Raw genomic sequence first — 26,918 nt, 5'->3', positions numbered from 1 at the left:
TACGTCCGGTAACTTATTCAATGACACTGCCCCTTTTCAGGTACTTCGCCATGGCAACCGTGCCAACGAAGCCCATAACAGCGATCAGAAGCGCGGATTCCAGGTACATGCGCGTCCCGAGCGTGATCCCCAGCAGGATGATCAGGGCAATGGCGTTGATGTAAAGGGTGTCCAGTGCCAACACCCGGTCAGGGGCATCTGGCCCCTTGATCAGGCGGTAAACGTTGAGCAGAGCTGCGAGCACAACCATGGCAATGGTGATGTGGAGGGCAACTGTGATCATTGGAACATCTCCATCAGAGGCTTTTCATAGCGATTTTTGATGGCATCGATAACGTCCTGTTCGTTGTCCGCGTCCAGGGTGTGAATCAGCAGTATTTTCTGGTCATCGCTGATGTCTGAACTGACGGTGCCGGGGGTCAGGGAAATGGTGCTGGCAAGGATGGAGATAGCCAGCGGGTTTTCCAGATCCAGCGGATAACACACAAATACCGGTTTCGGTTGGCGGCCACTGAGGATCAGCCGTGCCACTGTAATGCTGGCGGTTACGATATCCAGCAGCATCCTGAGCAGGTAAGCCGGCATGCGCCAGAATTTGATGAACACCGGGCGTTCGGGCCAAAACCCCTGGGTCAACTGCGGGATCAGCCAGGACAGAATCAGACCCATTACAACACTGGCGCCGGAAATGCCGTCGCTCAGCAGTTGCCATGTCAGAAACAGAGTCAGGCTTAACCAGGGTTGGGGGAAATTCAGGCGATCAAGCATTAGTTATCCTCCCCCACCATGGGTGTCCCGAGGATTTGGATGTATGCCTCGCTGTTATGCAGCTGTGCGGCAGTGGCGTCAGTATAGCGGGTGATCGGCCCGGCAAGGGCAACGATCACCAGGCTCAGGGCTATCAGTGCTCCGGCCGACACCGACACGGCGCCGCTGAGTTTGCCCGGGTCCTCAATATGGCCATCGACGTTTCGCCAGAACACAATGCTGCCGGCCCGGCTGTAAGCGATGAGGGTGCAAAAGCCACCGATCAGCACGGCGGACCACAGCCAGGCCATTTCAGGGCCCGGGGTGGCGGCCTGCAATATCATCAGCTTGGCAAAGAAACCGCTCAGGGGAGGCAGCCCGGCTGCCGCGACGGCACCAGTCAGGAACAGCGCGCTGAGAAAGGTGCGGTTCCGCATTCTGGGGGCAGTGACAATCCGGTCGCCAGCGGTGCCACGCTGGCGGCTGATCAGATCGACCACCAGGAAAAGGCCGCCAACCACCCAGGTGGTGTTAAGCAGATAGAACAACGCTGCTGAGGTACCCTCCACGGATCCCAGGGACATCGCTGCCAACAGTGTTCCCACTGAAATAATGACCTGCCAGGCGATGAGGGTCTTGAGGTTTTCTGAACCCAGGGCGCCAATGACCCCCATGGCCAGGGTGATCAGGGCCAGCGGGAACAGCCAGTCCATGCCCAGGCCCGCCAGATCTCCGGCCTGATCGCCGAAGATCAGCGAATAGACGCGCAGAATGGCGTAAATGCCCACTTTCGTCATGACAGCGAAGAGGGCCGCTACTGGTGCCGTAGCCTTGGCATAGGCTTTGGGCAACCAGAAACACAGCGGCAGAATGGCCGCCTTCAGGCCAAATACCACCAGAAGCATCATGCCGCCGGCCCTGACGAGGTGCAGGTTTTCCTCGCTGACCTGGGATACCTTCACTGCAAGGTCCGCCATGTTCAGGGTGCCGGTGACGCTGTAGATCATGCCCACACTGATCAGGAACACGGCGGAGCCCGCAAGGTTCAGCACAACGTAATGCAGGCCAGGCACGGTACGCGCGGTTCCGCCACCGTGCATCAGAAGTCCGTAGGAGGCGATAAGCAGAACCTCGAACGCGACGAACAGGTTGAACAGATCGCCGGTAAGAAACGCGATATTCAGGCCCAGCAGCTGGAACAGGAACAGCGCATGAAACTGACGATTCCCTTCATCCGCGCCGCCAATGGAATAGATATGGCAGAACAGCGCGAGGATGGATGTCAGCAGCAGCATCAGGGCTGCCAGGCGGTCCAGTACCAGCACAATGCCGAAAGGGGGCTCCCAGTTGCCGAACGCGTAGGCGCGGTAGCTGCCATCGTCGGCGAGAACCAGCAGCACCACGGAGGCCGCCAGAATGAGGACCGTTGTGGTTATCGCCAGGGTGCGGCGCAGGCTGATCGGGGCATACCCCATAAATACCTGAAGTATCCCGCCCAGCAGCGGAATCAGAATGGGGGCGGTAAGCCAATGGTTCATTTACTGGTTACCTCCACTGTTTCCTCTGATTCGGCATTGGCCTCGGTCTGGTATCCGTCGACATGGTCGTCTTCGTTGTCGGCCAGGTTGCGCAGCGCCAGCACCACAACAAATGCGGTCATGGCAAAGCCGATGACGATCGCCGTCAGGACCAGTGCCTGGGGCAGCGGATCGGCATAGCTGTTATTGCTTCCAATAATGGGTTGGCCCCCGGTCACCAGCCGACCGGAAGAGAACAGGAACAGGTTGACGCCGTAGGAAAGCAGCGTCAGACCCACTACCACGGGAAAGGTGCGGGCCCGCAGTAAAAGGTACACGCCAGACGCGGTCAGCGCGCCTATGACCAGAGCAAATGCCAGCTCCATTATGCGCTCTCCTTCTTGCTTTTAATGGCGGAATGGGGTGACAGGCGGCCAATACTGACCAGTGCCAGGAGCGTGGCTCCGATGACCGTGAGATAGACCCCGAGGTCGAAGACCAGGGCGGAGGCCACCTCGAACTTGCCAACGATCGGCCAGCTTATGTAATCAAACGTGCTGGTGAGGAACGGGTAGCCAAATGCATAGCTGGCAGCGCCGGCTATAGCGGCAAAGAACAGTCCCAGACCTATGACGCTGTGATAGCGGAATGGCACGCGGTCCTGAGTCCAGACCATGCCGCTGGCGATGTATTGGAGAATCAGTGCCACTGCGGTAATCAGACCGGCAATGAAGCCGCCACCCGGCATGTTGTGTCCGCGCAGGAAGATGTAGGCGGATACCATCAGCGCCATCGGCAGCATGGGCCTTGCGATCTGACGCAGCATCAGCGGGTAGGCATCGCGGGTCCAGGGATGTCCCTGTCCATCGCCCGGGGGCGGCGTCAGCGCGGTGTTCTTGAGCATCGCGTAGATCCCCAGTGCGGCAATCGCCAGTACCGTGATTTCCCCGAGGGTATCGAAGCCCCGGAAGTCCACAAGGATTACGTTCACCACGTTGGTGCCGCCACCGCCGGGTTTGCTGTTCTCGAGAAAGTAGTCGGAAATGGACGTGAAAGGCTGGGTCAGCATCGCCAGGGTCACCAGGGTCATACCGGTGCCTGCGGCGAGCGCAATTACGATATCACGAACCCGGCGGCCGGTAGAGCTTTCCATTGGCGTCCAGGATGGCATGTAGAACAACGCCAGCATCAGCAACACGATGGTGACAACCTCAACAGACAGCTGGGTCATGGCGAGGTCGGGTGCGGAGAAACGGGCAAAACCCAGCGATACCAGCAGGCCCACCACGCTCAGCAATACCAGGGCATAGAAGCGTTCACGGTGGAACACCGCTGTGCCCAGTGCGCAAAGGATCAGCACGCCCATACCTATGAGGGTTGGCCAGTCGATCGGAGCCAGTCCGTTCTCACCCACGAAAAAGCCCAGACTGGACAGCGGTACGATGGCAACAGCAACCACGCTGAGCACCAGAAGCAGGGCATAGCGTTGCAGCGAGCCATTTTCGATCCAGCTGGTGAGTCGGTGGGCTGCCGCGACCACTCGGGAAACCGCCGCCTCGAAGACGGCCTTTTCGTCAATTTCCCGGAAGCGGGCGTGAAAATCGAAGAAACGCTGACGCTGGCTGTACATGAGCAGGCCACCGATGAATGCGGCGAAGCTCATCATCAGAGGCAGGTTGAACCCGTGGGCGATGGTCAGGTGGTACTCTGGTACATTGCCGCCCAGGGTGGCTGAAGCAGCGGCATAAAGCAGCGGGCCGACGGATATTGCCGGGAACACCCCCACCATGATGCAGGCAAAGACCAGAATTTCCACCGGAATCTTCATGTAGCGCGGCGGCTCATGGGGCGGATACACGGGCAGATCCACCGGCTTACCATTGAAGAATACATCGTGGATAAAGCGTGCCGAGTAGGCGACGGCGAAAATGCCCGCAAGGGTGGCAACCAGCGGAGGCACCCAGGCCCAGAAGCCCGGCAGATTCAGTTGCAGGGATTCCGCAAAGAACATCTCCTTACTGAGGAAACCATTGAGCAGGGGCACGCCAGCCATGGATGAGGCCGCGACCATCGCCAGGGTGGCGGTGTGGGGCATGTAACGCCAGAGGCCGTTAATGCGGCGCATGTCCCGGGTGCCGGTTTCATGGTCGATGATGCCCGCCGCCATGAACAGGGATGCCTTGAAGATGGCATGGTTAATGACGTGGAATACCGCTGCCACGGCAGCCAGTTGGGTGCCCATGCCGAACAGCAGGGTGATCAGGCCCAGATGGCTGACGGTGGAATGGGCCAGCAGCCCTTTCAGGTCGTGCTTGAACATGGCCACGTAGGCGCCGATCAACAGGGTGGCCATACCGGTGAAGCTCACCATATAGAACCACTGCTCGGTACCCGCCAGTGCCGGGTAGAGGCGGGCCATCAGGAAAATGCCGGCCTTGACCATGGTTGCCGAATGAAGGTAGGCCGATACCGGCGTGGGCGCCTGCATGGCATGGGGCAGCCAGAAGTGGAACGGAAACTGGGCGGACTTGGTGAATGCGCCCAGCAGCACCAGGGTGAGGGCAATCGGGTACAGGCTGTGTGCCTTGATCTGGTCGCCGGCGGCCAACACCGCGTCCAGCTCGAAACTGCCAACGATATTGCCGATGATCAGAATGCCGGCCATCAGAGCAAGACCGCCGCCGCCAGTGACGGCAAGGGCCATACGGGCGCCCCGGCGGGCGTCCTGCTTATGATTCCAGAAACTGATCAGCAGGAACGACGTCAGGCTGGTCAGTTCCCAGAACACGAGCATCAGCAGCAGGTTGCTGGATAGCACGATGCCGAGCATGGAGCCCATGAAGCACAAAAGCATCGAGTAGAATTTCCCGACATTCTCTTTGGCCTTCAGGTAATAGCGGGAATAGAGAATGATCAGCAGGCCGATAACAAGAATCAGCAGAGCAAACAGTAAAGACAGCCCATCCAGACGGAAACTGAATGAAAAGCCCAGTGCCGGCAGCCATTCATAGCTGTGAAGGACGATGCCGCCATCGGCAATGGTTGACCAATGCGGGTACAGTGCCGCCAAAGCGACAATGGCGGGAACCGACGAGGCAATGGCAATTGCCGTGCGGCCTCCCTGAGCAAACAAAGGTGCTGCCAACGCCCCTATAAAGGGCAGTAAAACGACCAGCGGTAGCGACATCGCAACCTCGTTATTGGTTTTTCTCTTTCATGGATGGAGATGCAGTCAGTGCCTGAGTCTAGTTCCCGACCTGCCATTGTGCACCAATTGGTGCATGCCGCTGACAATAACGGCTGTGGCGGGGGAATCAGAGCAAACGGGGTGGGTCTGGAAAGTACGGCAACCTGCCCCGGTGTCTCTGCGAATCGGCAGTGACCGGGCGAAAACCGGGTTGGTGTAACACGTTGGACCTGGCGGTCATAAGTGCTCCGTTAGTCAGATACGAGGACCGATGATACGTGGCAGGCCCCAGAGGTCAAGTCAGCTTGCGATTAATCAAAACTATTGGCAGTTACGGGAGGTGCATCGGGGCTTGGCTGAACAATGCCTCCGGGACGGGTTTTGTGTCATACATCGGGCCCGGAGCCCTGTGCTAACATGGCCCTTTCTGATCAGAGAATCTGAGAGAGCACTATGACCGCAGCCTATTCAAACCTCCTGAAGCCGCTTGATCTGGGTTTTACCGAACTCAGGAACCGGGTGCTGATGGGTTCCATGCATACCGGCCTTGAAGACCGGTTCTGGAACATCCACAAGTTTGCCCGCTATTTTGCCGAGCGGGCTGAAGGGGGCGTTGGGCTGATGGTCACCGGGGGGTATTCACCGAACCTGGCGGGCCAGTTGGCGCCTTTGTCTTCAACCATGAACAACCGCGCCACCGCGTTGCTGCACCGGCACGTTACCGGGGCTGTCCATGAAGCGGGCGGCAAAATCTGCCTGCAGTTGCTCCACGCTGGCCGTTACGGCTATCAGCCGCTGATTGTATCCGCATCCGCCACCAAGGCGCCGATCAGCCCGTTCAAGGCCCGCGCCCTGTCCACCAAAGGCGTGGAGCGTCATATCAACGATTTCGTCAATGCCGCGAAACTGGCGAAGCTCGGCGGCTATGACGGCGTTGAGGTGATGGGTTCCGAAGGCTATTTTATCAACCAGTTCCTGTGTGAACGCACCAACAAACGCACGGACAAGTGGGGCGGCCCATACGAGAATCGCATGCGCCTGCCGGTGGAAATCGTTCGCCGCATGCGCGAGGCGGTCGGCCCCGAATTCATCATCATCTATCGCCTTTCCATGCTGGACCTGGTGGAAGGCGGTCAGACCTGGGATCAGATCGTGACCCTGGGCAAGGCCATTGAAAAAGCGGGCGCCACCATTATTAACACTGGCATTGGCTGGCACGAGGCCCGGGTGCCCACTATCGTGACTTCCGTACCCCGCGGCGGTTTTGCCGACGTAACGGCCAAGTTTTACGGTGAAGTGAACATTCCGGTCTGTACCACCAACCGCATCAATACTCCGGAGAAAGGCGAAGAAATCCTCGCCGCCGGCAAGGCGGATATGGTTTCCATGGCCCGCCCGCTGTTGGCGGACAGCGAATTCGTGCGCAAGGCCGAGCAGAACCGTGCCGACGAGATCAATACCTGCATTGCCTGTAACCAGGCCTGCCTTGATCATGTATTCAAGGCTAAGCGCGCCTCCTGCCTGGTGAATCCCAGGGCCTGCCATGAAACCGAACTGGTATTGACGGTAGCGCCCGTGGTTCGCCGCGTCGCGGTGGTCGGAGCCGGGCCGGCGGGCCTGGCGGCAGCCACAACGGCCGCCAGGCGTGGCCATCGGGTGACGCTGTTCGAGGCCGACGATAAAATCGGTGGTCAGTTCAACTACGCCAAACGCATTCCTGGCAAGGAAGAGTTTTACGAGACCCTGCGATACTACCAGCGCCAGATCGAACTGCTGGAGATTGACCTGAAACTCAATACCCGCGTCGGAGCCGCCGAGCTGGCCGAACAGGGTTTTGACGATGTCATTATTGCCACTGGCGTTAAGCCACGGACACCGAACATCGAGGGTATTGATCACCCCAAGGTGCTGGGTTATCTCGACGTCCTGCGCCACAACAAACCGGTTGGCGAAAGTGTTGCGGTGATTGGTGCGGGCGGTATCGGCTTCGATGTCAGCGAATTTCTGACCCACGATTTTGGCCATCACCCGGAGGGCGAGCAGGTCAGCGTGGCGGATTGGCAGGCAGAGTGGGGTGTTAACCCGGAATTTGAAGGGCCGGGCGGATTGGCGGAACGTAAGCCCACACCGTCGCCGCGCAAGATCTACCTGATGCAGCGCAAAACCGGCAAGGTTGGCGGTGGTCTGGGTAAAACCTCAGGCTGGGTGCACCGTAACAGCCTTAAACACCGCGACGTAGACATGCTGCGGGGATGCAGTTACGACCGCATTGACGACGAGGGCCTGCACATATCCATCAGGGATAAAGACGGCCAGGTAAAGGAAAGCAAAGTGCTGAGTGTCGATAATGTGATCATATGCGCCGGTCAGGAATCCTACCGTGAACTATTTGATCAATTGGCCGGTGCTGGCGTAAAAGCCCACTTGATTGGCGGCGCCGACGTTGCCGAAGAACTGGATGCGAAGCGGGCCATCCGCCAGGGTACCGAAGTGGCGGCGGGTATTTGAGGCATTCATGATACTTCTGATCGCATTCGCGGTTCTGTCCATCGGGTTCTCTTTCCTTTGTTCGATCCTGGAGGCAGCGCTGCTTTCCATTACGCCGAGCTACATTGCATCCATCAAACAGGACAACCCCGAGCTGTTTGCCCGATTGAGGAAGCTCAAGGACGACATTGATGACCCCCTGTCGGCAATTCTGACACTTAACACCATCGCCCATACCGTTGGTGCCACTGGTGTGGGCGCGCAAGTGGCGGTGGTGTTTGGCGAGGCATGGCTGGGGTTGGCCTCTGGCGTTATGACCCTGGCAATCCTCATTTTTTCGGAAATTATTCCCAAGACTATTGGTGCCAAGTACTGGCGGGGATTGGCGCCGAAACTGCCGGCAATCCTTGGCTTCCTGATGAAATGCCTGTTGCCGTTTATCTGGCTGTCGAAACAGATCACCCGACGTATTGCCTCCGGTGAGCCGGAGACGGATGTCCGGGCGGAAATCAGTGCCCTGGCGGAGATCGGCAGGGACCAGCAGGCGCTGGATGAAGACGAGCGGCGGATGATCCAGAACGTTCTGCGATTCCATGAGATCAAAGTCAGCTCCGTGATGACCCCGCGCACAGTGTGCAAGTTCATCTCGCCGGACACCACCATTGAGCAGTTCCGGGAAAAAGTGAAGTCGGGGCCCTTTTCCCGCTATCCGGTGATCGACGAGGATGGCGAGACGTTAGGCTACCTTCACCGTTCCGACCTGATCACCCTGCCTGACGATGCAGACCTCCAGAAGAGCCTGAGAACCGTTAAAAAAGTTAAGGGCAACACGAACATCGAACTGGTGTTTTCGGACATGTTACGGGAGCGGCAACACCTGGCCGTGGTCTATGACGAATTGGGCACCTGGCTCGGAATAGTGACGCTGGAGGACATATTAGAGACACTTTTGGGCACCGAAATCGTGGACGAAACCGATAATGTCTCTAATCTTCGCCGCTATGCGAAGCAACGATGGAGCCGACGACTGAAAAAGTACAGCTCCTGATGTGTCGGTGGGCTATCCGGTTACCGGATGGCTTTCAGAGCATTGAAAATGGCTTCCGCCTCCGCTTCAAGTACCTGACAACGCAAGCTGTGTCCCTGCTGACAGGCCTGAGCGAGTTGCTTTTGTTTCATGTCGTACAGCTTGCTCAGAATGTCTGCCTGGCTTTGTCTGATCGGTGCGTTCATGGCGAACCTCCCCATTTTTACACCCGTCAATATTCTTTACGTTCAGTGGCACGGAATGGCCCACACTCAATACCGATGCATAACCCGGGCCAGGAGGGCCTTTCAGTCGAATTAACGTGCAAATCTTGAGCGATAGGTCCCGGGTGTCAGACCGGTGTGTTTGCGAAATAACCGGCTGAAGGAACTCACGTCCTCGTAGCCCACCTGGCGGGTCACCTCTTCCACCGATATTCGTGAACTTTCCAGGTGTTGTCGTGCCGCCTCGATCCTGAGAATCTGAAGGTAGCTGGTCGGGGTGTCGCCAGTCGCTGCCCTGAACCGTCGAATCAGCGAACGTTCCGTCAGACCGCATTGGGTGGCAAGAAACTGCAGGGTCACCGGCTGACCATAATGCTCGTCCAGCCAATCCTGCAATTTCAGGATGGCCGCATCCGAATGATACCGCCGGGCCTGCAGCGCACCATAAGGCGCCTGACTCGTACGCCCGGCATCAATCACAAACGCCTTCGCCAGCTCCCGCGCCACCTGCGCCCCGGCATACCGCTCCACCAGATAAACCCCCAGGTCCCACCAGGCCATCCCGCCACCCGCACAGGCTAGGTGACCGTCCACCGTCACCAGCTTGTCCTGATGCAAATCCACCGCCGGGTAGCGCTGCCGGAACTGACGACTGAACCCCCAATGGGTCGTCGCCTGCCGTCCGTTCAACAAACCGGCCTCCGCCAGCATGAAGGCGCCCGTGCAGTTACTGGCCACCCGCACCTGCCCAGAATCCGACGACTGAAACCCGGCAAGCCATTCAATCAGCTCCGGGTTCGCTGCCAACACCCGCTCAATCGGCCCGCCAATGGTCGGAATAATCACCAGATCGGTGCTGTCTTCAGAAGGCTGCCTGTCGTTCCACGCGCCATCCGGAAGAATCGTCAGGCCGTTTATACAACGGCAGGGCGCCCCGTCCTTCGTTAGCAAACGGGTAGTAAATTGCGGTTCGGGCGGCTCTCCGTTGATCCGTGCCCAGGTAACACCCGCTAATCGGAACAGGTCAATAATGCCTGTAATGGCACTGGCAAGTGCCCCATCAAACCCGATAACAGACACTGTTCGCATACTAGCTCCCAAAGCAGGGCATGAAAGGGGGAAGTCCTCACGAGACTGTGTGCAGCATGGATGCTGCACTCAAGCCTACAGGGATGTATTTACGGCGTGTCTCGGGAGGACTTCCCCCTTTCATGTCCGACCGCCGGACTCCCGGCAGAGCCAGATAAATCTTGGGATGGCGGGATTCACCAAGATTATGTCATAAATGCCGGTTCCCAGAAAAACAGAGGTATGAGAGGCTTGTCAGCAACAAACAGGAGACCCAGAATGACCGACACCCTGATCGACCGCCGCGACCTGGCGTTCCAACTCTACGAAGTTCTCGATACCGACAGCCTCACCACCCGCGAGCGCTTCAGCGAACACAGTCGCGACACCTTCGATGCCGTCATCGAAACCGCCGACAAAATGGCCCGGGAAAAGTTTGCGACCCATAACAGCGCTGCCGACAAGGACGAACCCAAATTCGTCAACGGTGAGGTAGAGATGCTGCCCCAGGTCAAGGAAGCCTTCGACGCCTACGCCGAAGCGGGCTTTATCGCCGGCCGTTACGACTATGACCTGGGCGGAATGCAACTGCCGGAATCCGTCATGGCCGCCTGCAACGGCTTCTTCACCGCCGCCAACCCCGGCACCGCAGGCTACCCGTTCCTGACCACCGCCGCCGCCAACCTTGTCCGCGTCTTTGGCAACGAGCAGCAGAAAACCACCTTCCTGCCGCACATGCTCTCCGGCCGCTATACCGGCACCATGGCCCTCACGGAACCCCACGCTGGCTCATCCCTGGCGGATATTCGCACCTCCGCGACCCCCACGGACGATGGCCACTACCTGATCAAAGGCGCCAAGATCTACATTTCCGGAGGCGAGCAGTCCATCACCGAGAACATCGTTCACATGGTGCTGGCGAAAATCAAAGGTGCTCCGGCCGGCGTGAAAGGTATCTCCCTGTTCATCGTCCCCAAGTTCCTGGTGGACGAAGAAGGGAATCCCACCGAACGCAACGGCGTCAACCTCGCCGGCCTGATTCACAAGCTCGGCTACCGTGGCACCACATCCACCGCCTTGAGCTTTGGTGATGACGCTCCTTGCCACGGTTATCTGGTTGGCGAGCCTCATCAGGGCCTGAAATACATGTTCCAGATGATGAACGAAGCGCGAGTCGGAGTAGGCTTTGGTGCGGCTGTGGTCGGCTATCGCGGCTACATGCACAGCCTGGAATACGCCAAAGACCGCCTCCAGGGCCGCAAAGCCAGCGAGAAAAACCCGGAATCCCCCCAGGTGCCGATCATTGATCACGCCGACGTACGGCGCATGCTCCTGGCCCAGAAAGCCTACAGCGAAGGCGGCCTGGCCCTGTGCCTGTATGGCGCCCGCCTGATGGACGACCAGCACACCCATCCAGACGAACAGAAACGCCTGGAAGCTGGCAAACTGCTGGACCTGCTCACCCCGGTCATCAAGGCCTGGCCCTCCGAATACGGCCCCAAGGCCAACGACCTGGCCATCCAGGTCTACGGTGGTGCCGGCTACACCCGGGAATACCCGGTAGAACAGTGCTGGCGTGATAACCGCCTGAATCCCATCCACGAAGGCACCAACGGCATTCAGGCTCTCGACCTTCTGGGCCGCAAAATCTGGCAGGATCAGAGCCACGGCCTGCAGCTGCTGATGCAGGAAATGCAGGTGGATCTCGAGGCGGCAACCACGGATCGTTGCCAGCAATGGGCGCTGTCACTCAGTGAAACCCTGCAGCAGGCAGTCAAAGTCACCCAGGACCTGGGCAAATCCCTGATGGGTGGCGACGTGGACAAACCCCTGGCCAACGCTGCCTGCTACCTGCACCTGTTCGGCCATATCATTGTCGCCTGGATGTGGATCCGCCAGGCCAACGCCGCCGCCAATGCCCTGGCGTCCGCCAACAGTGACGATGAGCGCAACTTCTACCAGGGCAAACTCCAGGCCGCCCAGTACTTCTTCCACTGGGAGTTGCCGACAGTGGCGCAGGATCTGGTTCTGCTCCGGAATCAGGACGATACTTGTCTGAACATGAAGTCCGAGTGGTTCTGACCTGATGCTTCCATACTCCAGGCCTGAGAGTCCTGGAGTTAGCGCAATGGAAAGTTCCGCAAGTTGGTCAACCAGAGTCTGGAATGATCAGAATTCCATTTCCCGAGCCTGTTGCCGGATATATTGCGGAAGTATGGCGCACGACCACCCCGTTGACCGTGCCACCCCGCAGCGAGCAGGCTAGGTTCCCAAAGTTGAGGGCACATCAAATGTCACTGGTACACGTGGAAAAACGGGGCCACATCCTGTTAATCGGTCTGAACCGCCCGGAAAAAATGAACGCCATGAACCGGGCGATGTACCACGAAATCGCGGCGGCCTATCACCAGTTGGAAAACGACCCGGACCTGAGGGTCGGTCTGATGTACGCCGAAGGCGACCACTTCACCAGCGGCCTGCAACTGGACGACTGGGCGGGCGTGTTTGCCGACGGCACGGGCATTGAACCGGGGGAGGGGGAACTCGACCCCTTCCACGTTACCGGTGAAGGCCTCACCAAACCGATTGTTTTCGCCGCCCAGGGCATCTGTTTCACCTGCGGTGTCGAAATGATGCTCAACACCGACATCCGCGTAGCCGCCAAAGGCACCCGCTTTGCACAGTTGGAAGTCAAACGCGGCATCTTTGCCTGTGGTGGCGCGACCATTCGCCTGCAGCGGGAAATCGGCTGGGGCAATGCCCAGCGTTATTTGCTCACCGGCGATGAGTGGACCGCCGAGCAGGCTTTCCAGTGGGGGCTGATTCAGGAATTGGTGGAGCCGGGCGAGCAGTTCAATGTGGCCATGGAGATTGCTGAGAAAATTTCAAAAGCCGCGCCGCTGGGTGTTCAGGGCAGCCTGAAGTCATCAAAAATCGCTGTCAGTGAAGGGCAGGAGGCCGCGAAGCAACGGTTGTTCCCGGATCTCCGGCCGGTCATGGCCAGTGAGGATGTAAAAGAAGGAATCCAGTCTTTCCTGGAAAGAAGGGATGCGGTTTTCAAAGGAAGGTAACTCCGGACTCTGAGCGGGCGGCTGGCAACCAAGTCCGAGCGGACAGCAGGGAGCGTCTTTCCGAAACCGTCTGTGGCCAGGGATGGCCACAGACGAGCCCTGCATGGACGTACTTGCGGGCGTGTTACGGAAAGACGCTCCCTGATGGCCGCATGCACCAGGGCTGGGTTTCTAGGCGGCCTCCTCTGAAGCAGAAGACTCTTTCCGGGCCTTGGCTTTGGCAGCCACCTCAGCGGCATAATCGGCATACTTGGCCATCAGCTCCGCCTTGCGGTCAGGATCCCAGTTGATCTTGTCCAGATCTCCCTCGTAGTGCTCAATCACCCGCTTATCCATCATCTCGTACCACTGGGATGGCAAATAGGCTGGCACCAGCATGGACGCATAACCGCCCGGCAATTGTGGCGCATCCTCAAAGTGACGCAATGCCTGGAAGCTGCGGGTCGGATGCGCATGGTGATCCGAATGGCGCTGTAGCTGATACAGGAACAGGTTGGTCACAATGTGATTGCTGTTCCAGCTGTGGGATGGCTGGGTGCGTTCGTACTTGCCCTTGGCATCTTTCTGACGCAGCAGGCCGTAGTGCTCCACATAGTTCACCGTCTCCAGCAGACTGGCGCCGTAGGCTGCCTGTGCCGCCAGGAACGGAATGGCGCGGGGCCCGCATACCAGAGTAGTGGCACCGAAGAGCCCGGCACTCATCGCCCAGCCCTGCAGCAGCTCATTGTCCAGACTCCAGAAGCCCTTGCCCTTACGTGCCAGGCGCGCCTTCTCGATCTTCACCGCAGACTTGATACCGCCCACCACCGTGCGCGGCAGGAACTTCCAGAAGCTCTCGCCCATACGACTGCTGGCCGGGTCTTCAGGGGTTGCCACGCGTTTATGGTGGCCAAAGTTGTGCTCCACCACAAAGTGGGTGTAACCGGTTGGCGCCAGCGCCGCCATGGCCATCAGCTTGTTCAGCTTATTGGACTTGTGCCCCAACTCATGGGCCGTGTTGATGCCAATACCGTTTACGGCGCCAACCGTCAGGGTAATGCCAATCCGATCCGCCAGCGGCGTTTTCTTGCGGCTTGCCAGCCAGGCGCCCATGAACGTCATGGCGTATTGGGTTGGAATAAAAGCCTTCACGATCCGGTCGTAATACTTGTCCTGCTCCAGGGTCTTCACCGCCGACTCCGGCGGGTTGCTCTTGTCCTCGCCTACGGCCCGGTCCAATGCGGGAATGATGCCGTGAACCAGTGCCGGGCCGGTCCAGGCCAGGGCCCGGAGTTTTTTCGGTGCGATGGCATACCCCGCCAGGGCAGCCAGACCGATCCCCGGCAGTGCCGGCCCCATCAGCCACAGGTAGCGTTTGGGGTCCTTCCAGTCCTGCCCCGCCTTGTTGGAGGAGGGCATTTCCTCATTCGCACTGACATTGACGGTTGCATCAACTGTCTGGCTATCCAGTTTGTCACGGGTTTTTGTATTCATTGTAGGGGCTCCAGTCATCAGGATGTGATTTCACTTTATGTCGGACAATCTATCAATGCAACAGTAATCTTTATCACAATGGGTCAGAAACAGGTCATCGTGAAATTGGCAAAGCAATGGTTTATGGACCACACTGACAAGGCAACGGTCACGACTCACAGGGAAGCGTCAACTATGGCCTCGGGAAATCTCTCCAGCGCACCGCCATCGGTCCACTGGTCTGTTCACCAGTTTCTGCGGGAGCATCTATCGTCCGCGCGGCTTCTGGAAATCGTCTATCGGGACGATGCCGGTCAGGTCCAGATAGTCCACGATGTTATCCGTGACCTGTTCAGCCGGGCGGGTCGGGAATTCGTACTGATCGGCAGGGGGCAGATGCTTCGGCTGGATCATGTGGTCATGGTGGATGGCGTGGAAATATCCAGCGGAATTGGCTGATATTCCCTCAAGTCTGGTTAACTGGCTGTATGAGCTAACAAAAGAGTAATCCCCCGGTAATTGCCTCCCATGCAGCGGCGGCCCTACACTCGTCTCCGTTGTTTACATTCGCCAACGAAAGGACATGGTATGAACAAGCTAACTTTGAGTGCATTGGCTCTGATTATGACGCTGGGTCTTGCAGCTTGCAGTCAGGAAGACGAGGGTGCCGATTTTGATGAGGCCGCCGACAACGCCGGTGAGATGATGGACGATGCCGGTGATTCAATTGAGGAAGGCGCGGAAGAGATGACCGGTCAGGACGAGAGCGCCATGGGTGAAATGCAGGAAGGTGCAGAAGACGCGGCTGATGAAATTGGCGAGGCAGCCGATGACGCTGGCGACGCCATGGAAGAAGGCTACGATGAAGTTACTGAAGACGAAAAGTAAGTAGCGGCTGACCGCAGCTCAGAGAAAACCCGCTCCATGACTATGGAGCGGGTTTTTTCGTGTATGGACGACTGAAATGAGGTGTCAAAAAACGGTAAAGATACTGACTTCTTATTGTCCACAGCCTGTCATTTATTGAGCTGACACTGTCCTCTGATCATTACACACCTAATAACCTGATTAGAGAGGCATTCATGGCCAAGCAAGACCTTGATCCCAATTATCTGGATCCGAATTACGAACCGGTGGTCAATCATTCCGGCAACACATCGTTTACGTCCGTGTTGGCGTCGCGAATGGAGCGCCGCACCCTGATGAAGGGCACAGTAGGTGCCGCACTGACCAGTTTGATGGGCATGGGGCTGGTCGGCTGTTCTGATGATGACAGCGACGATGACGATGGCAACCTGGATGGGGGTTCTGGCGGCGCCGAGGTGACAACAGAGCTTGGCTTCAAGGCGGTGGCCGTTTCCGATCAGAACCGGGTGGTGGTCCCCGAGGGTTACACCGCAACAGCCTTTGTGCCGTGGGGAACTCCGTTGACCGGGAGCTACCCGGCTTACCTTCCGGATGGGTCCAACTCCGGGGCTGAGCAGGAAAACCAGGTGGGCATGCACCACGATGGCATGCACTTTTTCCCGATTGATCAGAAAGCCGGGGGCAGCAGCTCTACGGAAGGCTTGCTGGTGATGAACCATGAGTACATCAACCAGTCAGCGTTGCACCCGTCCGGGGCCACGACCAATGGTGACGGCACCCGACCGGCAGACGAGGTTCGCAAAGAGGTTGCCGCCCACGGCGTGTCCGTTATCCATATCAAGCAATCCACGGATGGTGAGTGGGAAGTCGTCCATGGCAGCCCCTTCAACCGCCGGGTTACCGGTGGCACTCCGATGGATATCCGCGGACCACTGCGTGGTTATGAGAAACTCTTCACCAAATACAGTCCCACGGGAACCGAGACCCGGGGCACATTGAACAACTGCTCCATGGGGCCAACACCCTGGGGCACCTATCTGGCGGCGGAAGAAAACTGGCACGGTTATTTTGCCAGCAGTGATGCAAGCCAACCGCGTGAGCAGGTTCGTCATGGTGTGGGATCGTCATCACGGTACGACTGGGAGCTGGCTGACAGCGCAGAGGACCAGTATCTGCGGTTTGATGTGTCGACCAAGGAGGCTTCTGCCGATCTCGACTACCGCAATGAAGCCAACACCTACGGGTTCATGGTGGAGATTGATCCGTTCACGCCGGAAAGCAAACCACAAAAGCGGACAGCACTGGGACGTTTTGGCCATGAGGGCGTCATTTTCGCCCCCGCCAGGGAAGGGGAGCCGGTGGTGTGTTATTCCGGTGATGATTCCCGTTTCGAATACATCTACAAGTTTGTTTCCGCGCAACCCTACTACGCGGCAACCGCCGGTGGTTATCTCCTGGACGAAGGCACGCTCTACGTAGCGCGCTTTAACGATGACGGTTCCGGAGACTGGCTGCCCCTCTCACTGGACGATGAGGCGTTCGCAGCGAAAGTGGCTGCTGCGGTGGGCACCAACGTGGGCGATATTGCTTTTGATGGCTTTGAGAGCCAGCAGGACGTTTTGCTCAATACCCGCCTGGCGGCGGACATTGCCGGTGCAACCACGATGGACCGCCCGGAATGGGGTGCCGTGGATCCGGGAACCGGTGAGGTCTATTTCACGCTGACCAACAACAGCAACCGGGGCAAGGATGGGTATGATGACGTCAACGCCGCCAACCCGGTGGTTGAGAACAGTACCGGCCACATCATCCGCTGGATGGAGGCCGGAAGCGATCACGCCGCAACGGCCTTTGAGTGGGATATTTTCGTATTTGCCGGTGAGCAGGGCACGGAAACGGTCGTTGATGGTGAAGCGGTTGTGACCCTGGATGACTCCAACATCTTCAACAGTCCGGACGGCCTGTGGTTCGACTACAACGGCCGGCTGTGGATTCAGACAGACGGAAGCTGGAGCGAGCCATACCTCAACAACATGATGCTGGCCGCCGATCCGCAGACCCGGGATATTCGCCGGTTCTTCGTAGGCCCTGTCAACTGTGAAGTGACCGGGGTTGTTACTACACCGGACGGCAAGACCATGTTTGTTAACATCCAGCACCCTCAGGGCAATTGGCCCAACGCGGATGAATCGCGCCCCCGGGACGCAACAGTCATCGTGACCCGGGACGATGGCGGGGTGGTTGGCGCCTGAGCCGCGCAGTCGCAAAATCTGAAAGTCAGTCAGAACGGGCCGCCCCGACCGGGGCGGCCCGTTCTTTTAGTTGCCCTTCTTAAGTTCTGGAAACCTCCGCCGTCAAACAGCGACAGAATGAACTAAAGTATGAGATCACAACCCAGCCCAATTCAGTAAGCTCCGGAATGACCCTCAATAACAATTCTAAATCAGTAATGACATCATCGAGGTTGGCATGGGATTACTTTTGCGGCCAGTGGCTTGGAAAGGGGCGATATTTGCGGTTGTTGTTGCAATCATTGGTGTGCTGGCGGCACCCGTGACTGGCCTGGATGCCATCTCCCTGCTTGTCGGAATTCTCGTCGGGCTGGTGGTTGCTACCGGCTATCTGGTACTTCGTGTGCTGGAGCCTGTCGAGCGGGGGCTGAAGGAACTGAACTCCGGTCAGTTGTCGGACGGTAACCCCATCGCGGATCAGTGTGGCCAATTGGTGTCTGATGCCAGGGTTGGCCGTGCTCTGGTGGAAACACTCTCTGGCAGCGCTGACAGGAATGCCATTTCCGCCGCCCAGGTTTCATACGCCGCAGACCAGCTCAAGCTTCGCCTGGACCGCCAGGTGGAAGAAACTGCCCAAATGGCGGATTACACCGGTCAAATCACTGAAACGGTGCGGGAGTCATCCCGCCAGGCCGCCGACGCCGCCACGATGGCACAGCAGGCGAGCCAGATCAGTGCCGAAGGCCGCCAGTCACTGACCGGCGCTATCGAAAGCGTCAGGGTGGTCCATCAGCAATCCGCTGAGAACCTACGGCTGATCCAGGAACTGAATGAAAAATCCAACCGTATTCAGGGTGTAACCACCACCATTCAGGGTATCGCCGAACAGACCAACCTGCTGGCACTGAATGCCGCAATTGAGGCAGCCCGGGCGGGGGATCAGGGTCGTGGTTTTGCAGTCGTTGCCGACGAAGTACGGCAACTGGCCGGTCGGACAGCGCAGGCAACAGGCGAGGTCGCGGAGACGCTGGAGGAAATCCGCACAGACACCACATTGATTGTGTCTCGTATCGAGGATCTGGCTCGGAGTGTGGAAGCAGGGCTGACGTCCGTAGAGAGTGTGGGAGAACAACTGGATCAGATCCGCGACCAGTCGGATCACTTGCAGCAACAGGTTGCCCGCATCGCTGAGAGTGACCAGAACAACGAACAGAGCCTGGAGAAGGTGTTTACTGCTATCGGCACGGTGCGTGATCAGATTTCCGAAAGCGACAGCAGCGTGGAGTCGCTGGCGGAGCAGGCCGCTACCCTGATGGAGCTGGCGGAGAAGGCAAACGCTGCGTTTGCCCTCAACAGTGATGCCAGCTATCACCGCTTCTTTTACCAGCAGGCAAGGGAGGGGGCGGACCGCATCGGGCAGCTGTTCGAGCAGGCTATCCGTGACGGCAGAATCACGGAGGGGGCGCTGTTCGACAAAACCCGCAACCCGATTCCCAATACCCGGCCACAGAAATATTCCAGTGCCTTTGACCAGTTTACCGATCAGCACCTGCCGTCGGCACAGGAGCCCGTCAAGGATTCACACAACGCCGTGGTGTTTGCCATTGCCGCCGCACCAGATGGGTACGTGCCCACCCATAACCGGAATTTTGCCCATGCCCCGACCGGCGACCCCGATGTGGATCTGGTGAAAAGCCGTAGTAAGCGGTTGTTCAATGACCGTACCGGCGCGCGCTGTGGCAATCACACCGAAGACATGTTGCTGCAGACCTATCGGCGGGATACCGGAGAAATCATGCACGACCTGTCGGTGCCGGTATTTGTGAATGGTCGCCATTGGGGCGGTTTCCGGGTTGGGTACCGTCCGGACAATCACTGAGGTGCGATTCCTTCCGTGCCAGGCGCCTTATGGTAGACTCCAGTCATTGTATTGACCGGAGTAACCTGTGACCGAGCCAGAATTCATTCCCGCTGATTCTGATCCCGACGCCCGCCGATCCGACCCCGCCCGGAACCTGGCTGTCGTCGTATACATCCTCCAGGGCCTGTTCTTTTTCGCCGGTATAACGCCGCTGGTTGGAGTGATCATCAATTACGTCAAGATGGATGACGTAACAGGCACCTGGATAGAGCCGCATTTTCGATGGCAGATCCGCACCTTCTGGATCGGGCTGTTGTGGTTGGTAATCGGTACGCTGACCGCTCCCCTGATCATTGGCTGGTTTTTTTTGCTTGGCATCGCGATCTGGTTTATTTACCGGATCGTAAAAGGGGCGCTGGCATTGAATGATGGTAAGGCACCGTAAGTTACAAAATATAACAAATATGTGATCTATGCCCTTGAACAATTAAAATTTTTTTGTGCTTTTTAGATTTTTTTCTGCCAAAAAACGGTCGCGATCAAACCCCATATATGGACGGGTTTTTGCCGGCCTGTTTCCCCGACGTTAACACCCGTCTTGTTTCTTCTCCCATAGCAAATTAAAAAATCTTTTATTTTCAATTGTGTATGTAGAATCATACTTCTCTCATTCCTGATCATTCTTTTGAGTTCCCTCTAGTTCTTTCGTTGTCACCCAAAAGTGTCATGGCATCTGTTTCTTTTTGTAAGCGGCAGCCAGGCCAATTCTCTCCAATATTTGTCCTATACTCTGGGCAGTTAGCGTGTGGGTTTACTCACATGGTGGCTACCGTAATGACAATAAGGGAGAGCGTTTGGAATGAGGAAGCCGATACAAATACCTTCGTTGTTGGCCGCAAGCTTGCTTGTGACGCTGGTGCCCGAAATCGCAAAGGCTACAGATAGTGTCCAGCATACCCGTGAGTTTTCGGTCATGGGTGTCTATATTGAGCCGGACAGCGACCGCACTGATGAGTACGGTTCTGCCGTTCGGGTGATCTATGGTATTCGGTTGGACAAACACTGGTGGGTGGAGCCTCAGGGCTTTGCGGGTGTCATTGAAACCGGCGAGTCCGGATTCACGGATTACTACCAGCAGGGCCTGGGCGCTGATATCAGCTATCGTTTCTTTGGCGACAAGGAATTTACGCCCTACGGCCTGATTGGCGGCGGTGTTTCCCGAAATGACGTTGCCAACAATTCTTCGAGTGAGTTCGGCGGCTTTGCCAATGTCGGGCTGGGCCTCATGACTTCTCCCTTGACACAATCCGGGCTCCGTATCCGCGGTGACGCCCGTTATTTCTATGACTCCTTTGATGATGGTCTGTCCGACATCCAGTTCAGTCTGGGCCTTACAGTCCCCATCGGCGCCACTCGCAAACAAATTGTCGAGAAGACAACGGTTGTTGAGCGTGAAGTGGTGGTTGAGAAAGACTTTGCCGATTCCGATGGCGATGGCGTGGTTGATGGTGTCGACCAGTGCCCGAATACGCTGGAAGGTCTGGAAGTGGATTCGGTGGGGTGCGTCAAGACCGACCGGGAGCAATCCGTGGTTCTTCTGGGCGTCACCTTTGATTTCAATTCCGACCGTCTGACGGCCAATGCCCGGGATCTGCTGGTCCGCACCGCCGATGCCCTGAAAGGTCAGCCTGATCTGGAAGTGGAGCTGGCCGGTCACACCGATAGCGTGGGGGCGGAAGAATACAACCGTGAACTCTCCCAGAGGAGGGCGGATTCGGTTCGCAATTATCTGATTGATCTGGGCGTTTCCCCGGACCAGATGACTGCCACCGGTTATGGCGAAACCCAACCGGTTCGCAGTAACGATACCGAAGAAGGGCGAGAGCGGAATCGTCGCGTTGAATTCAATGTGCTTTCCCGCTGAGCGGTAAGAGGAGTAACACCATGAAAATGACAAGATTTAATTGGTACCTGGCTTTACTGATAACGGCAGTGCTGGCTCTGGCGGGTTGTAGGTCTGACAGTAGCGGATCGGATGGAGCTGTTGGTGGTGATGTCGAGCAGTTGGACGAAGATGGCGACGGTGTTGTGAATGTTGATGACAACTGCCCTCTGGAACCTAACCCCGGTCAGGAAGATATGGATGGTGATGGTATTGGTGATGCCTGCGATGCGGATATTGATGGTGATGGCGTCGACAACTCTTTTGATGCCTGTCCTCGCAACCCCGATCCGAACTGCACTGCGGCTGATGCAGACACCGATGGTGACGGGATAAAGGATGTTGATGATAACTGTCCCAACACCTTCAATCCTGGTCAGGAGGACAGCGACGGTGATGGCGTAGGCGACGCGTGTGAGGATACAAGCGATCGTGATGGTGATGGTGTGCCCGATAGTGAAGATAACTGCCCGGACACGTCCAACAGTAGTCAGACTGATACGGATGGTGACGGGATCGGCGATGCCTGTGACCCCGTTGTGGACAGTGATCCGGATACTGCGTACTCATGTGGGACCGCGGAAAGTGCGCCGTTCAAGCCTTTCCAGTCGCCCGATGCGATCGCTACCGGAGATACCTCGCTCCTGTGCCTGAATGGTTGCGTTGATAATCCCGATAATGTTGTCGACAGTAATTTCCTTAACTCTGCGACCATCAACGTGCCGCTGAACCTTGTGGGCACCGTTGATCTTGATGCTGTTGATAATGGCGAGATCTATGAAGGGCCCAATAGATTGGGCGTGGCGGTAGTTGACCCTGATCAGCTTCTGAGTCTGGATTTACTTGGCTCCATCACGGTGACTACCGGCTTGAATGGTACAGAGCAGGAGAGTTTCACTAACCTGAGCCTGGCGAACCTGGATCTCCTCGGCCAGTTGAATGACGGTGACGCGGGCTTCCTTGTGTTTGATACCACGGAAGATTTCAACGAGGTCACTGTCGGTGTGGGCGGTATTAACGTGGTGACCCAGTTGGGGGTTATTGCGATCTGCGCGAGTGAGAACGCACTATGACATGCTAATAAGGCAGGAATAGGAAGTGCCAGAAAAAACCCGCAGGATTTGCGGGTTTTTTCTATCTTGCAATCTTATAACGGACTTAACCAATGAACAGCGGTCAGACCGGCAGCAAAGACAAGAATGGCAGTGAGGACCCGGTACCGCCGATGACGAGGAACGAGCATCTCCTGCTCGCCCTCAGCCGTTCGGCAGTGATCCGTTGTCACGAAGCAATCATGCCCTGGCGCAGAATGTACGCTTCGGCACACAGGGCGCAATTGGATTTCTGGCAGTTTGCGGAATCATGGAGTGAGATTCCGGAATGCGGCTTGCCGTCGCGGTCGTTACGGGTGTTTACGCCCTTATAGACGTGAATATGGCGGCTCAGGGCCTCGGAGGCTTCCTGCTTACTGGGGAATGGGCCCAGATCGGATTGCTCGCGCGTGAGGGCGTACCAGCCGAATGCGGTGCGAACCAGTCGATTGGTGTGGCTCGAAGGAATTTTCGGGTCTCGCATGTTCAATCCTCAATGGATATTTACTTCAGAACTACTGCACGAAACAACACATCCATGTTGTTCTGCTTCCCCGCAGAGTATAGACCTACCACTGCTGGCTAAATGATACGGATTGTTCATTTGAACGCATTGATTGTTGTGACGCGTATCACAGTGTTGTCGGTCAATCGCCGGTGACTTCTTTCAGGCGTAGTGCGCTGACGGCTCCCGCCAGCCCCATGAATCCCAGTGTCAGGATTACCGCGACGTCTGAGACCATGGATATGAGTGCTGTGAATCCACCTGTTACAAGCAGCAGTACACCAATGACGGTGTTGCTGACAGCGGTGTAGTCCGTTCGTTTGTTACCTCCCGCCATGTCAACCAGATAGGTTTTCCGGCCAAGGCGCACGCCGGCATGGGCGATGCTCAGGATGAAAAAGGCAATCGGGTAGAACCAGACGCTTCCGGCTCGCTCTCCGGCGAGCAAGGCAATAACGCCAACCAGCAGGCAGGTTGCGCTGGCGATCGCTGCGCCGCGAATCATTACCCGCCGGCTGGAGGTATCCGCCATCCAGCCCCAGAAACTGGCGCTTACGGAACTCGCCAGGCTGCTGGCCAGAAGGAACACGCCCAGCAGCCAATCGCTGTCCGCTTCCTTTTGGGCCTGAACCACGAAATAGGGAGAGGCCAGTGCGGAACACAGCAATAATGCACGGGTGATGACAAAATGGCGGAAGGGGGCGTCGTCCCGCAGCAGTGACAGGCGCTTCAGCGCTTTCGTCATGGCATTACCGCCACCGCCGGTTTCCCCCTGGTGCTCCTGGATGTTCGCGAACAGTAGTCCGGCAATGACCCAGAGCCCGGCAGCGAGCAGAAGCAAAAGCGTATAGAAGACAATTCCCGGGTCACCACGATCCCAGAACAGCAGCGCCGTCAGCACGACGGTGGCTGAGCCGCCGATGGTTGTGGCAAGGCCCGAGAGGCGGCCGCGCCGGGTTTTTGGAATGCATTTTCCCTGCACATCCTTCATGGAGACCGAGCAGAAACCCCGTGCCAGGGAAAAGGCCACCAGTGCCGCGATCAAGCCACCACCGGCGGCGTACCCTTCGAAAAACCAGATACTGGCGGCCATGGCCACAACACTGATGGCCTGGCCAAAACTGCCCAGCGTCCAGAACCACTTTCTCACGGGTTTGCGCCGTACCCAGGCCGCTATGACCATTTGTGGCACCATGGAGCCGGATTCCCGGATGGGCACCAGCCAGGCGACCAGGGCTGGTGCGCCTATCGAACTGAGTAGCCAGGCGAGAACGGTTTTGGGGCTGATCAGCAAATCACCGAGCTTGGTCAGCACATTGCTGGCCAGTATCAGGAAGAAATTGCGGGGGACTTCGCGGCAGGCTTCGTCAGGAATGTCCTTACAGACCCTGGCATCCTCCTCGTTGGCGATCAGGGCGTAGAGTTGTTCTGCTGCATGACTGGACTTCGCTGACAAGTGCGCCTCCTCTGGAAACCGGAACCCGTTGGGAATGATAGCAGGGCTGGTGCAAGGGCCCCAGCCGGCTTGCTCCCGTTTTGATCTTAGGGCCTAATGCGATCATACGACGTCAGACCGCCACAGGATGTTTCATGCTCAGCTATCTCCACGGTTTCCATGCCGGCAACTTTGCCGATGTCCAGAAACACGGCGCCCAGGCGCTGGCCTTGCGGATGTTGCAGGCCAAGCCGGCTGGTATCGCCTGTTTCGACACTCACGCCGGCAGTGCGTTGTATGATCTGCGTAGCGAGCGTTCACAGAAAACGGCAGAGGCGGAGCAGGGTATCCGGAAATTGTGGGCGGCGGGTCCGTCTTCCCTGGGGGAAGATTGGCAGCCGCTGGTCAATGTCCTGGCGGATATTAATCAGGGCGGATCAGCACTGGACCAATACCCGGGTTCACCGGAATGGTTCCGGCGTTTCCGGCGCCCTCAGGACTCGTTGACCACCTTCGAACTTCACCCGACCGAAGGCCGGCACCTGGCGGACTGGGCAGGGCGCGACAAAGTCCGGGTGTTTCGTGAGGACGGCCTGAGTGGCCTGTTACGCCAGTTGCCGCCGCCGTTACCACGCCTGCTGGTGCTGATCGATCCTTCCTATGAGGTCAAATCGGACTATGGCGCGGTGGCGGATACGCTCGCGCGGGCCTGGCGCAAATGTCGCCACGGTGTCTATCTTGTCTGGTATCCGATACTGACATCGGGGCTGGAGCAGACGCTCAAACAGGCGGTTGTGAACGGGCCGGTCACCCGGGTTCTCAGCAGCGAGATCCATTTGAAGTGCCCCCCGGACAGGGGGATGACCGGGTCAGGCATGCTGGTGGTGAATCCGCCCTGGGGCTTTGATGAGCGCCTCGCGGCGATGCTGGCCGAGGTTTCGGGTGAGGAGTGTCTGAACGTATCTGCCACCATGGACTGGCTGGTGCCGGAATAAGCCGCGCCTTTTCTGTTGTAAGAATCAGTCCCGGTCGCCAGGGTCTGACCTGCCCAGCTCCTGCTCCCATGATGAAATCAGATCCAGCATGGTGTTGAGGATTTTTGCTCCACGTTCGCCCGCATTCTCGATGTAGGTGTCCCTGACTCCGAGGCTGGCTTTGCGGAAGCGCTCGCGTTCTTCCTCGCTCAGTCTTACCAGTGAGATGTCACGATCCTCGGTAATCTGCTGCAGTCTGGATTCGTTCAGTTCCGCCTGTTTACGGTAAATCAGCGGGGCAACGTCGGCCAGAGCGTCATCCAGCCATTGCTGCTGATCATCGGGCAGGGCTTCGTACCATTCCCGATTGGAAACCACCGAGGCAATGAACTGGGCCGGGCGGGCAAACGTCAGTGTGCTTTGAACCTCGTAGAAGCCCATCTCTTCAATGGCGAATACCGGATTGGTCTGACCGTCAATACGCTGTAGTTGAAGGTCGTTGTAGACCTGGGAGTAAGGGGTAGGGTGAGGGTCAGCGCCGTAGGCCCTGTAGGTTTCCGCGGAGATCCTGGACGTCATGGTGCGTATCTTGAACCCGCCAAAATCTTCCGGGCTGCGCAGGGGCTTGTTGGCGGTCCATACCATCCAGCCTTCCGGTACAAATCCCAGCAATTTCATGTTGCGTTCGGCATAGGGTTCGCTGAACAGTGTCAGGAGCTGGTCGCTGGCCAGAAGCCTGCGATTGACCTCGCTGTCGTCGGACAGCACATAATGCAGGGTGAACACGCCCACTTCCGGGATGGTATCGGCCAGGTGGCCGGGGGACGCGAAGGCAAGGTGAACCGAGCCGTCCTGGGTCAGTTCCGTCAACTGTGCTGAAGTGCCCAGGGAACCATAGGGGAATATGTCCAGCTCGATGTTGCCGTCGGAAATACTTTCGATCCGTTGCTTGAGTTCATTGGCGTAGAGGTGCTGAACACTGCCTTCAATTTCCTCCAGCGCAAACCGCCAGGTTACAGGATACTCGGGAACGCCATTATCAGCCCCTGTCGCCTCTTGCTTGTTGTCCTGTTGGGGGTCGGAGCAGCCCATTAGAACGGTCAGGGCTGTTGCGAGCAACAGGCTAAGCCGGGGGCAAAATGATGGCATGTCTATGTCTCCAATGACGTTTTCTGGTCCGAAACTTCCTGTCACAAGGTACCACAAGATAACAGTCGGGGTGGTTGGCCCTG

At 57.6% G+C, this 26,918-nt stretch carries 22 protein-coding genes and 2 pseudogenes; 13 read left to right on the top strand and 11 right to left on the bottom strand.

The features are described 5' to 3' along the window. Positions 1-13 precede the first annotated feature (13 nt). The 5 genes from ACQUWM_RS11140 to ACQUWM_RS11120 are packed head-to-tail and all read right to left on the bottom strand — an operon-like array spanning position 14 to position 5,451. Positions 14-283 carry a K+/H+ antiporter subunit F gene (locus ACQUWM_RS11140; protein WP_406999314.1) on the bottom strand — a complete coding sequence of 90 codons (270 nt, stop codon included), beginning with the start codon at positions 281-283 and terminating at the stop codon, positions 14-16. Further along, the gene (locus tag ACQUWM_RS11135; RefSeq protein ID WP_406999312.1) at positions 280-768 is read right to left on the bottom strand and encodes a Na+/H+ antiporter subunit E; all 489 of its coding nucleotides are present in this window, start codon (positions 766-768) and stop codon (positions 280-282) included. The genes ACQUWM_RS11140 and ACQUWM_RS11135 overlap by 4 nt, the downstream gene beginning before the upstream one ends. Then, positions 768-2,285 (bottom strand): monovalent cation/H+ antiporter subunit D, encoded by a 1,518-nt coding sequence (locus ACQUWM_RS11130; protein ID WP_428922201.1) that lies wholly within the window; start codon positions 2,283-2,285, stop codon positions 768-770. Before ACQUWM_RS11130 ends, ACQUWM_RS11135 begins: the two co-directional genes overlap by 1 nt. After that, positions 2,282-2,650 carry a Na+/H+ antiporter subunit C gene (locus tag ACQUWM_RS11125; protein WP_406999308.1) on the bottom strand — a complete coding sequence of 123 codons (369 nt, stop codon included), beginning with the start codon at positions 2,648-2,650 and terminating at the stop codon, positions 2,282-2,284. Before ACQUWM_RS11125 ends, ACQUWM_RS11130 begins: the two co-directional genes overlap by 4 nt. Next, positions 2,650-5,451 carry a monovalent cation/H+ antiporter subunit A gene (locus tag ACQUWM_RS11120; RefSeq protein WP_428922200.1) on the bottom strand — a complete coding sequence of 934 codons (2,802 nt, stop codon included), beginning with the start codon at positions 5,449-5,451 and terminating at the stop codon, positions 2,650-2,652. Before ACQUWM_RS11120 ends, ACQUWM_RS11125 begins: the two co-directional genes overlap by 1 nt. Before the next feature lie 453 nt (positions 5,452-5,904). Here ACQUWM_RS11120 and ACQUWM_RS11115 point away from each other — a divergent pair, with 453 nt between their 5' ends. Then, on the top strand, positions 5,905-7,959 hold the full coding sequence (locus ACQUWM_RS11115; RefSeq protein ID WP_406999304.1) for an FAD-dependent oxidoreductase: 2,055 nt from the start codon (positions 5,905-5,907) through the stop codon (positions 7,957-7,959). Between the two features lie 7 nt (positions 7,960-7,966). Then, positions 7,967-8,986 carry a CNNM domain-containing protein gene (locus tag ACQUWM_RS11110; protein ID WP_428922199.1) on the top strand — a complete coding sequence of 340 codons (1,020 nt, stop codon included), beginning with the start codon at positions 7,967-7,969 and terminating at the stop codon, positions 8,984-8,986. A 20-nt stretch (positions 8,987-9,006) separates the two neighbouring features. On the opposite strand, the gene ACQUWM_RS11105 is transcribed toward ACQUWM_RS11110, so the two are convergent. Then, a complete protein-coding gene (locus ACQUWM_RS11105; RefSeq protein ID WP_406999300.1) occupies positions 9,007-9,171 on the bottom strand; it encodes a hypothetical protein in 165 nt (54 codons plus the stop codon). 111 nt (positions 9,172-9,282) lie between these two features. Next, complete coding sequence (locus ACQUWM_RS11100; protein ID WP_428922198.1) at positions 9,283-10,278, bottom strand: GlxA family transcriptional regulator; 996 nt, start codon at positions 10,276-10,278, stop codon at positions 9,283-9,285. 258 nt (positions 10,279-10,536) lie between these two features. Between ACQUWM_RS11100 and ACQUWM_RS11095 the strand changes: the two genes are divergently transcribed. Together ACQUWM_RS11095 and ACQUWM_RS11090 are read left to right on the top strand one after the other, a co-directional pair. Then, positions 10,537-12,339 (top strand): acyl-CoA dehydrogenase, encoded by a 1,803-nt coding sequence (locus ACQUWM_RS11095; RefSeq protein WP_428922197.1) that lies wholly within the window; start codon positions 10,537-10,539, stop codon positions 12,337-12,339. Between the two features lie 209 nt (positions 12,340-12,548). Beyond that, positions 12,549-13,328 carry a crotonase/enoyl-CoA hydratase family protein gene (locus ACQUWM_RS11090; protein ID WP_428922196.1) on the top strand — a complete coding sequence of 260 codons (780 nt, stop codon included), beginning with the start codon at positions 12,549-12,551 and terminating at the stop codon, positions 13,326-13,328. A gap of 171 nt (positions 13,329-13,499) precedes the next feature. Here ACQUWM_RS11090 and ACQUWM_RS11085 read toward each other — a convergent pair whose 3' ends face one another. After that, positions 13,500-14,726 carry an alkane 1-monooxygenase gene (locus ACQUWM_RS11085; protein WP_406999696.1) on the bottom strand — a complete coding sequence of 409 codons (1,227 nt, stop codon included), beginning with the start codon at positions 14,724-14,726 and terminating at the stop codon, positions 13,500-13,502. 249 nt (positions 14,727-14,975) lie between these two features. On the opposite strand from ACQUWM_RS11085, the gene ACQUWM_RS11080 reads away from it, so the two are divergent. The 8 genes and pseudogenes from ACQUWM_RS11080 to ACQUWM_RS11045 all read left to right on the top strand — a co-directional run. Next, positions 14,976-15,239, top strand: a complete 264-nt coding sequence (locus ACQUWM_RS11080; RefSeq protein ID WP_406999293.1) for a hypothetical protein — start codon at positions 14,976-14,978, stop codon at positions 15,237-15,239. 129 nt (positions 15,240-15,368) lie between these two features. After that, a complete protein-coding gene (locus ACQUWM_RS11075) occupies positions 15,369-15,668 on the top strand; it encodes a hypothetical protein (protein WP_406999292.1) in 300 nt (99 codons plus the stop codon). Between the two features lie 194 nt (positions 15,669-15,862). Then, the gene (locus ACQUWM_RS11070) at positions 15,863-17,899 is read left to right on the top strand and encodes a PhoX family protein (RefSeq protein ID WP_428922195.1); all 2,037 of its coding nucleotides are present in this window, start codon (positions 15,863-15,865) and stop codon (positions 17,897-17,899) included. Between the two features lie 217 nt (positions 17,900-18,116). After that, positions 18,117-19,757, top strand: a complete 1,641-nt coding sequence (locus ACQUWM_RS11065; RefSeq protein WP_406999288.1) for a methyl-accepting chemotaxis protein — start codon at positions 18,117-18,119, stop codon at positions 19,755-19,757. Between the two features lie 67 nt (positions 19,758-19,824). Next, entirely contained in the window at positions 19,825-20,184 is a 360-nt protein-coding gene (locus ACQUWM_RS11060) for a DUF4870 family protein (RefSeq protein WP_428922194.1), read from the top strand. Positions 20,185-20,712: 528 nt separating this feature from the next. Next, on the top strand, positions 20,713-21,663 hold the full coding sequence (locus ACQUWM_RS11055) for an OmpA family protein (RefSeq protein WP_406999284.1): 951 nt from the start codon (positions 20,713-20,715) through the stop codon (positions 21,661-21,663). A 20-nt stretch (positions 21,664-21,683) separates the two neighbouring features. Further along, positions 21,684-21,965 (top strand): annotated as a pseudogene (locus ACQUWM_RS11050) (thrombospondin type 3 repeat-containing protein); the annotation flags it as partial. 21 nt (positions 21,966-21,986) lie between these two features. After that, positions 21,987-22,215 (top strand): annotated as a pseudogene (locus ACQUWM_RS11045) (thrombospondin type 3 repeat-containing protein); the annotation flags it as partial. Positions 22,216-22,962: 747 nt separating this feature from the next. Here the strand turns inward: ACQUWM_RS11045 and ACQUWM_RS11040 are convergent. Both ACQUWM_RS11040 and ACQUWM_RS11035 read right to left on the bottom strand, forming a co-directional pair. Next, positions 22,963-23,256: a DUF6316 family protein gene (locus ACQUWM_RS11040; protein WP_428922193.1), complete on the bottom strand. Its 294-nt coding sequence runs from the start codon at positions 23,254-23,256 to the stop codon at positions 22,963-22,965. 163 nt (positions 23,257-23,419) lie between these two features. Then, complete coding sequence (locus ACQUWM_RS11035; protein ID WP_428922192.1) at positions 23,420-24,733, bottom strand: MFS transporter; 1,314 nt, start codon at positions 24,731-24,733, stop codon at positions 23,420-23,422. Positions 24,734-24,867: 134 nt separating this feature from the next. Here ACQUWM_RS11035 and ACQUWM_RS11030 point away from each other — a divergent pair, with 134 nt between their 5' ends. Further along, on the top strand, positions 24,868-25,707 hold the full coding sequence (locus tag ACQUWM_RS11030; protein WP_428922191.1) for a 23S rRNA (adenine(2030)-N(6))-methyltransferase RlmJ: 840 nt from the start codon (positions 24,868-24,870) through the stop codon (positions 25,705-25,707). Positions 25,708-25,731: 24 nt separating this feature from the next. On the opposite strand, the gene dctP is transcribed toward ACQUWM_RS11030, so the two are convergent. Further along, positions 25,732-26,835, bottom strand: coding sequence for a TRAP transporter substrate-binding protein DctP (dctP, locus tag ACQUWM_RS11025; protein ID WP_428922190.1), 1,104 nt, complete (start codon positions 26,833-26,835; stop codon positions 25,732-25,734). Positions 26,836-26,918 lie beyond the last annotated feature (83 nt).

It is taken from the genome of Marinobacter sp. DUT-3 (assembly GCF_050379435.1).
In the GTDB taxonomy this organism is placed as follows: Bacteria; Pseudomonadota; Gammaproteobacteria; order Pseudomonadales; family Oleiphilaceae; genus Marinobacter.
Note: the sequence above shows the minus strand (reverse complement) of the source record. Positions and strands in the feature narration are given on the sequence as shown.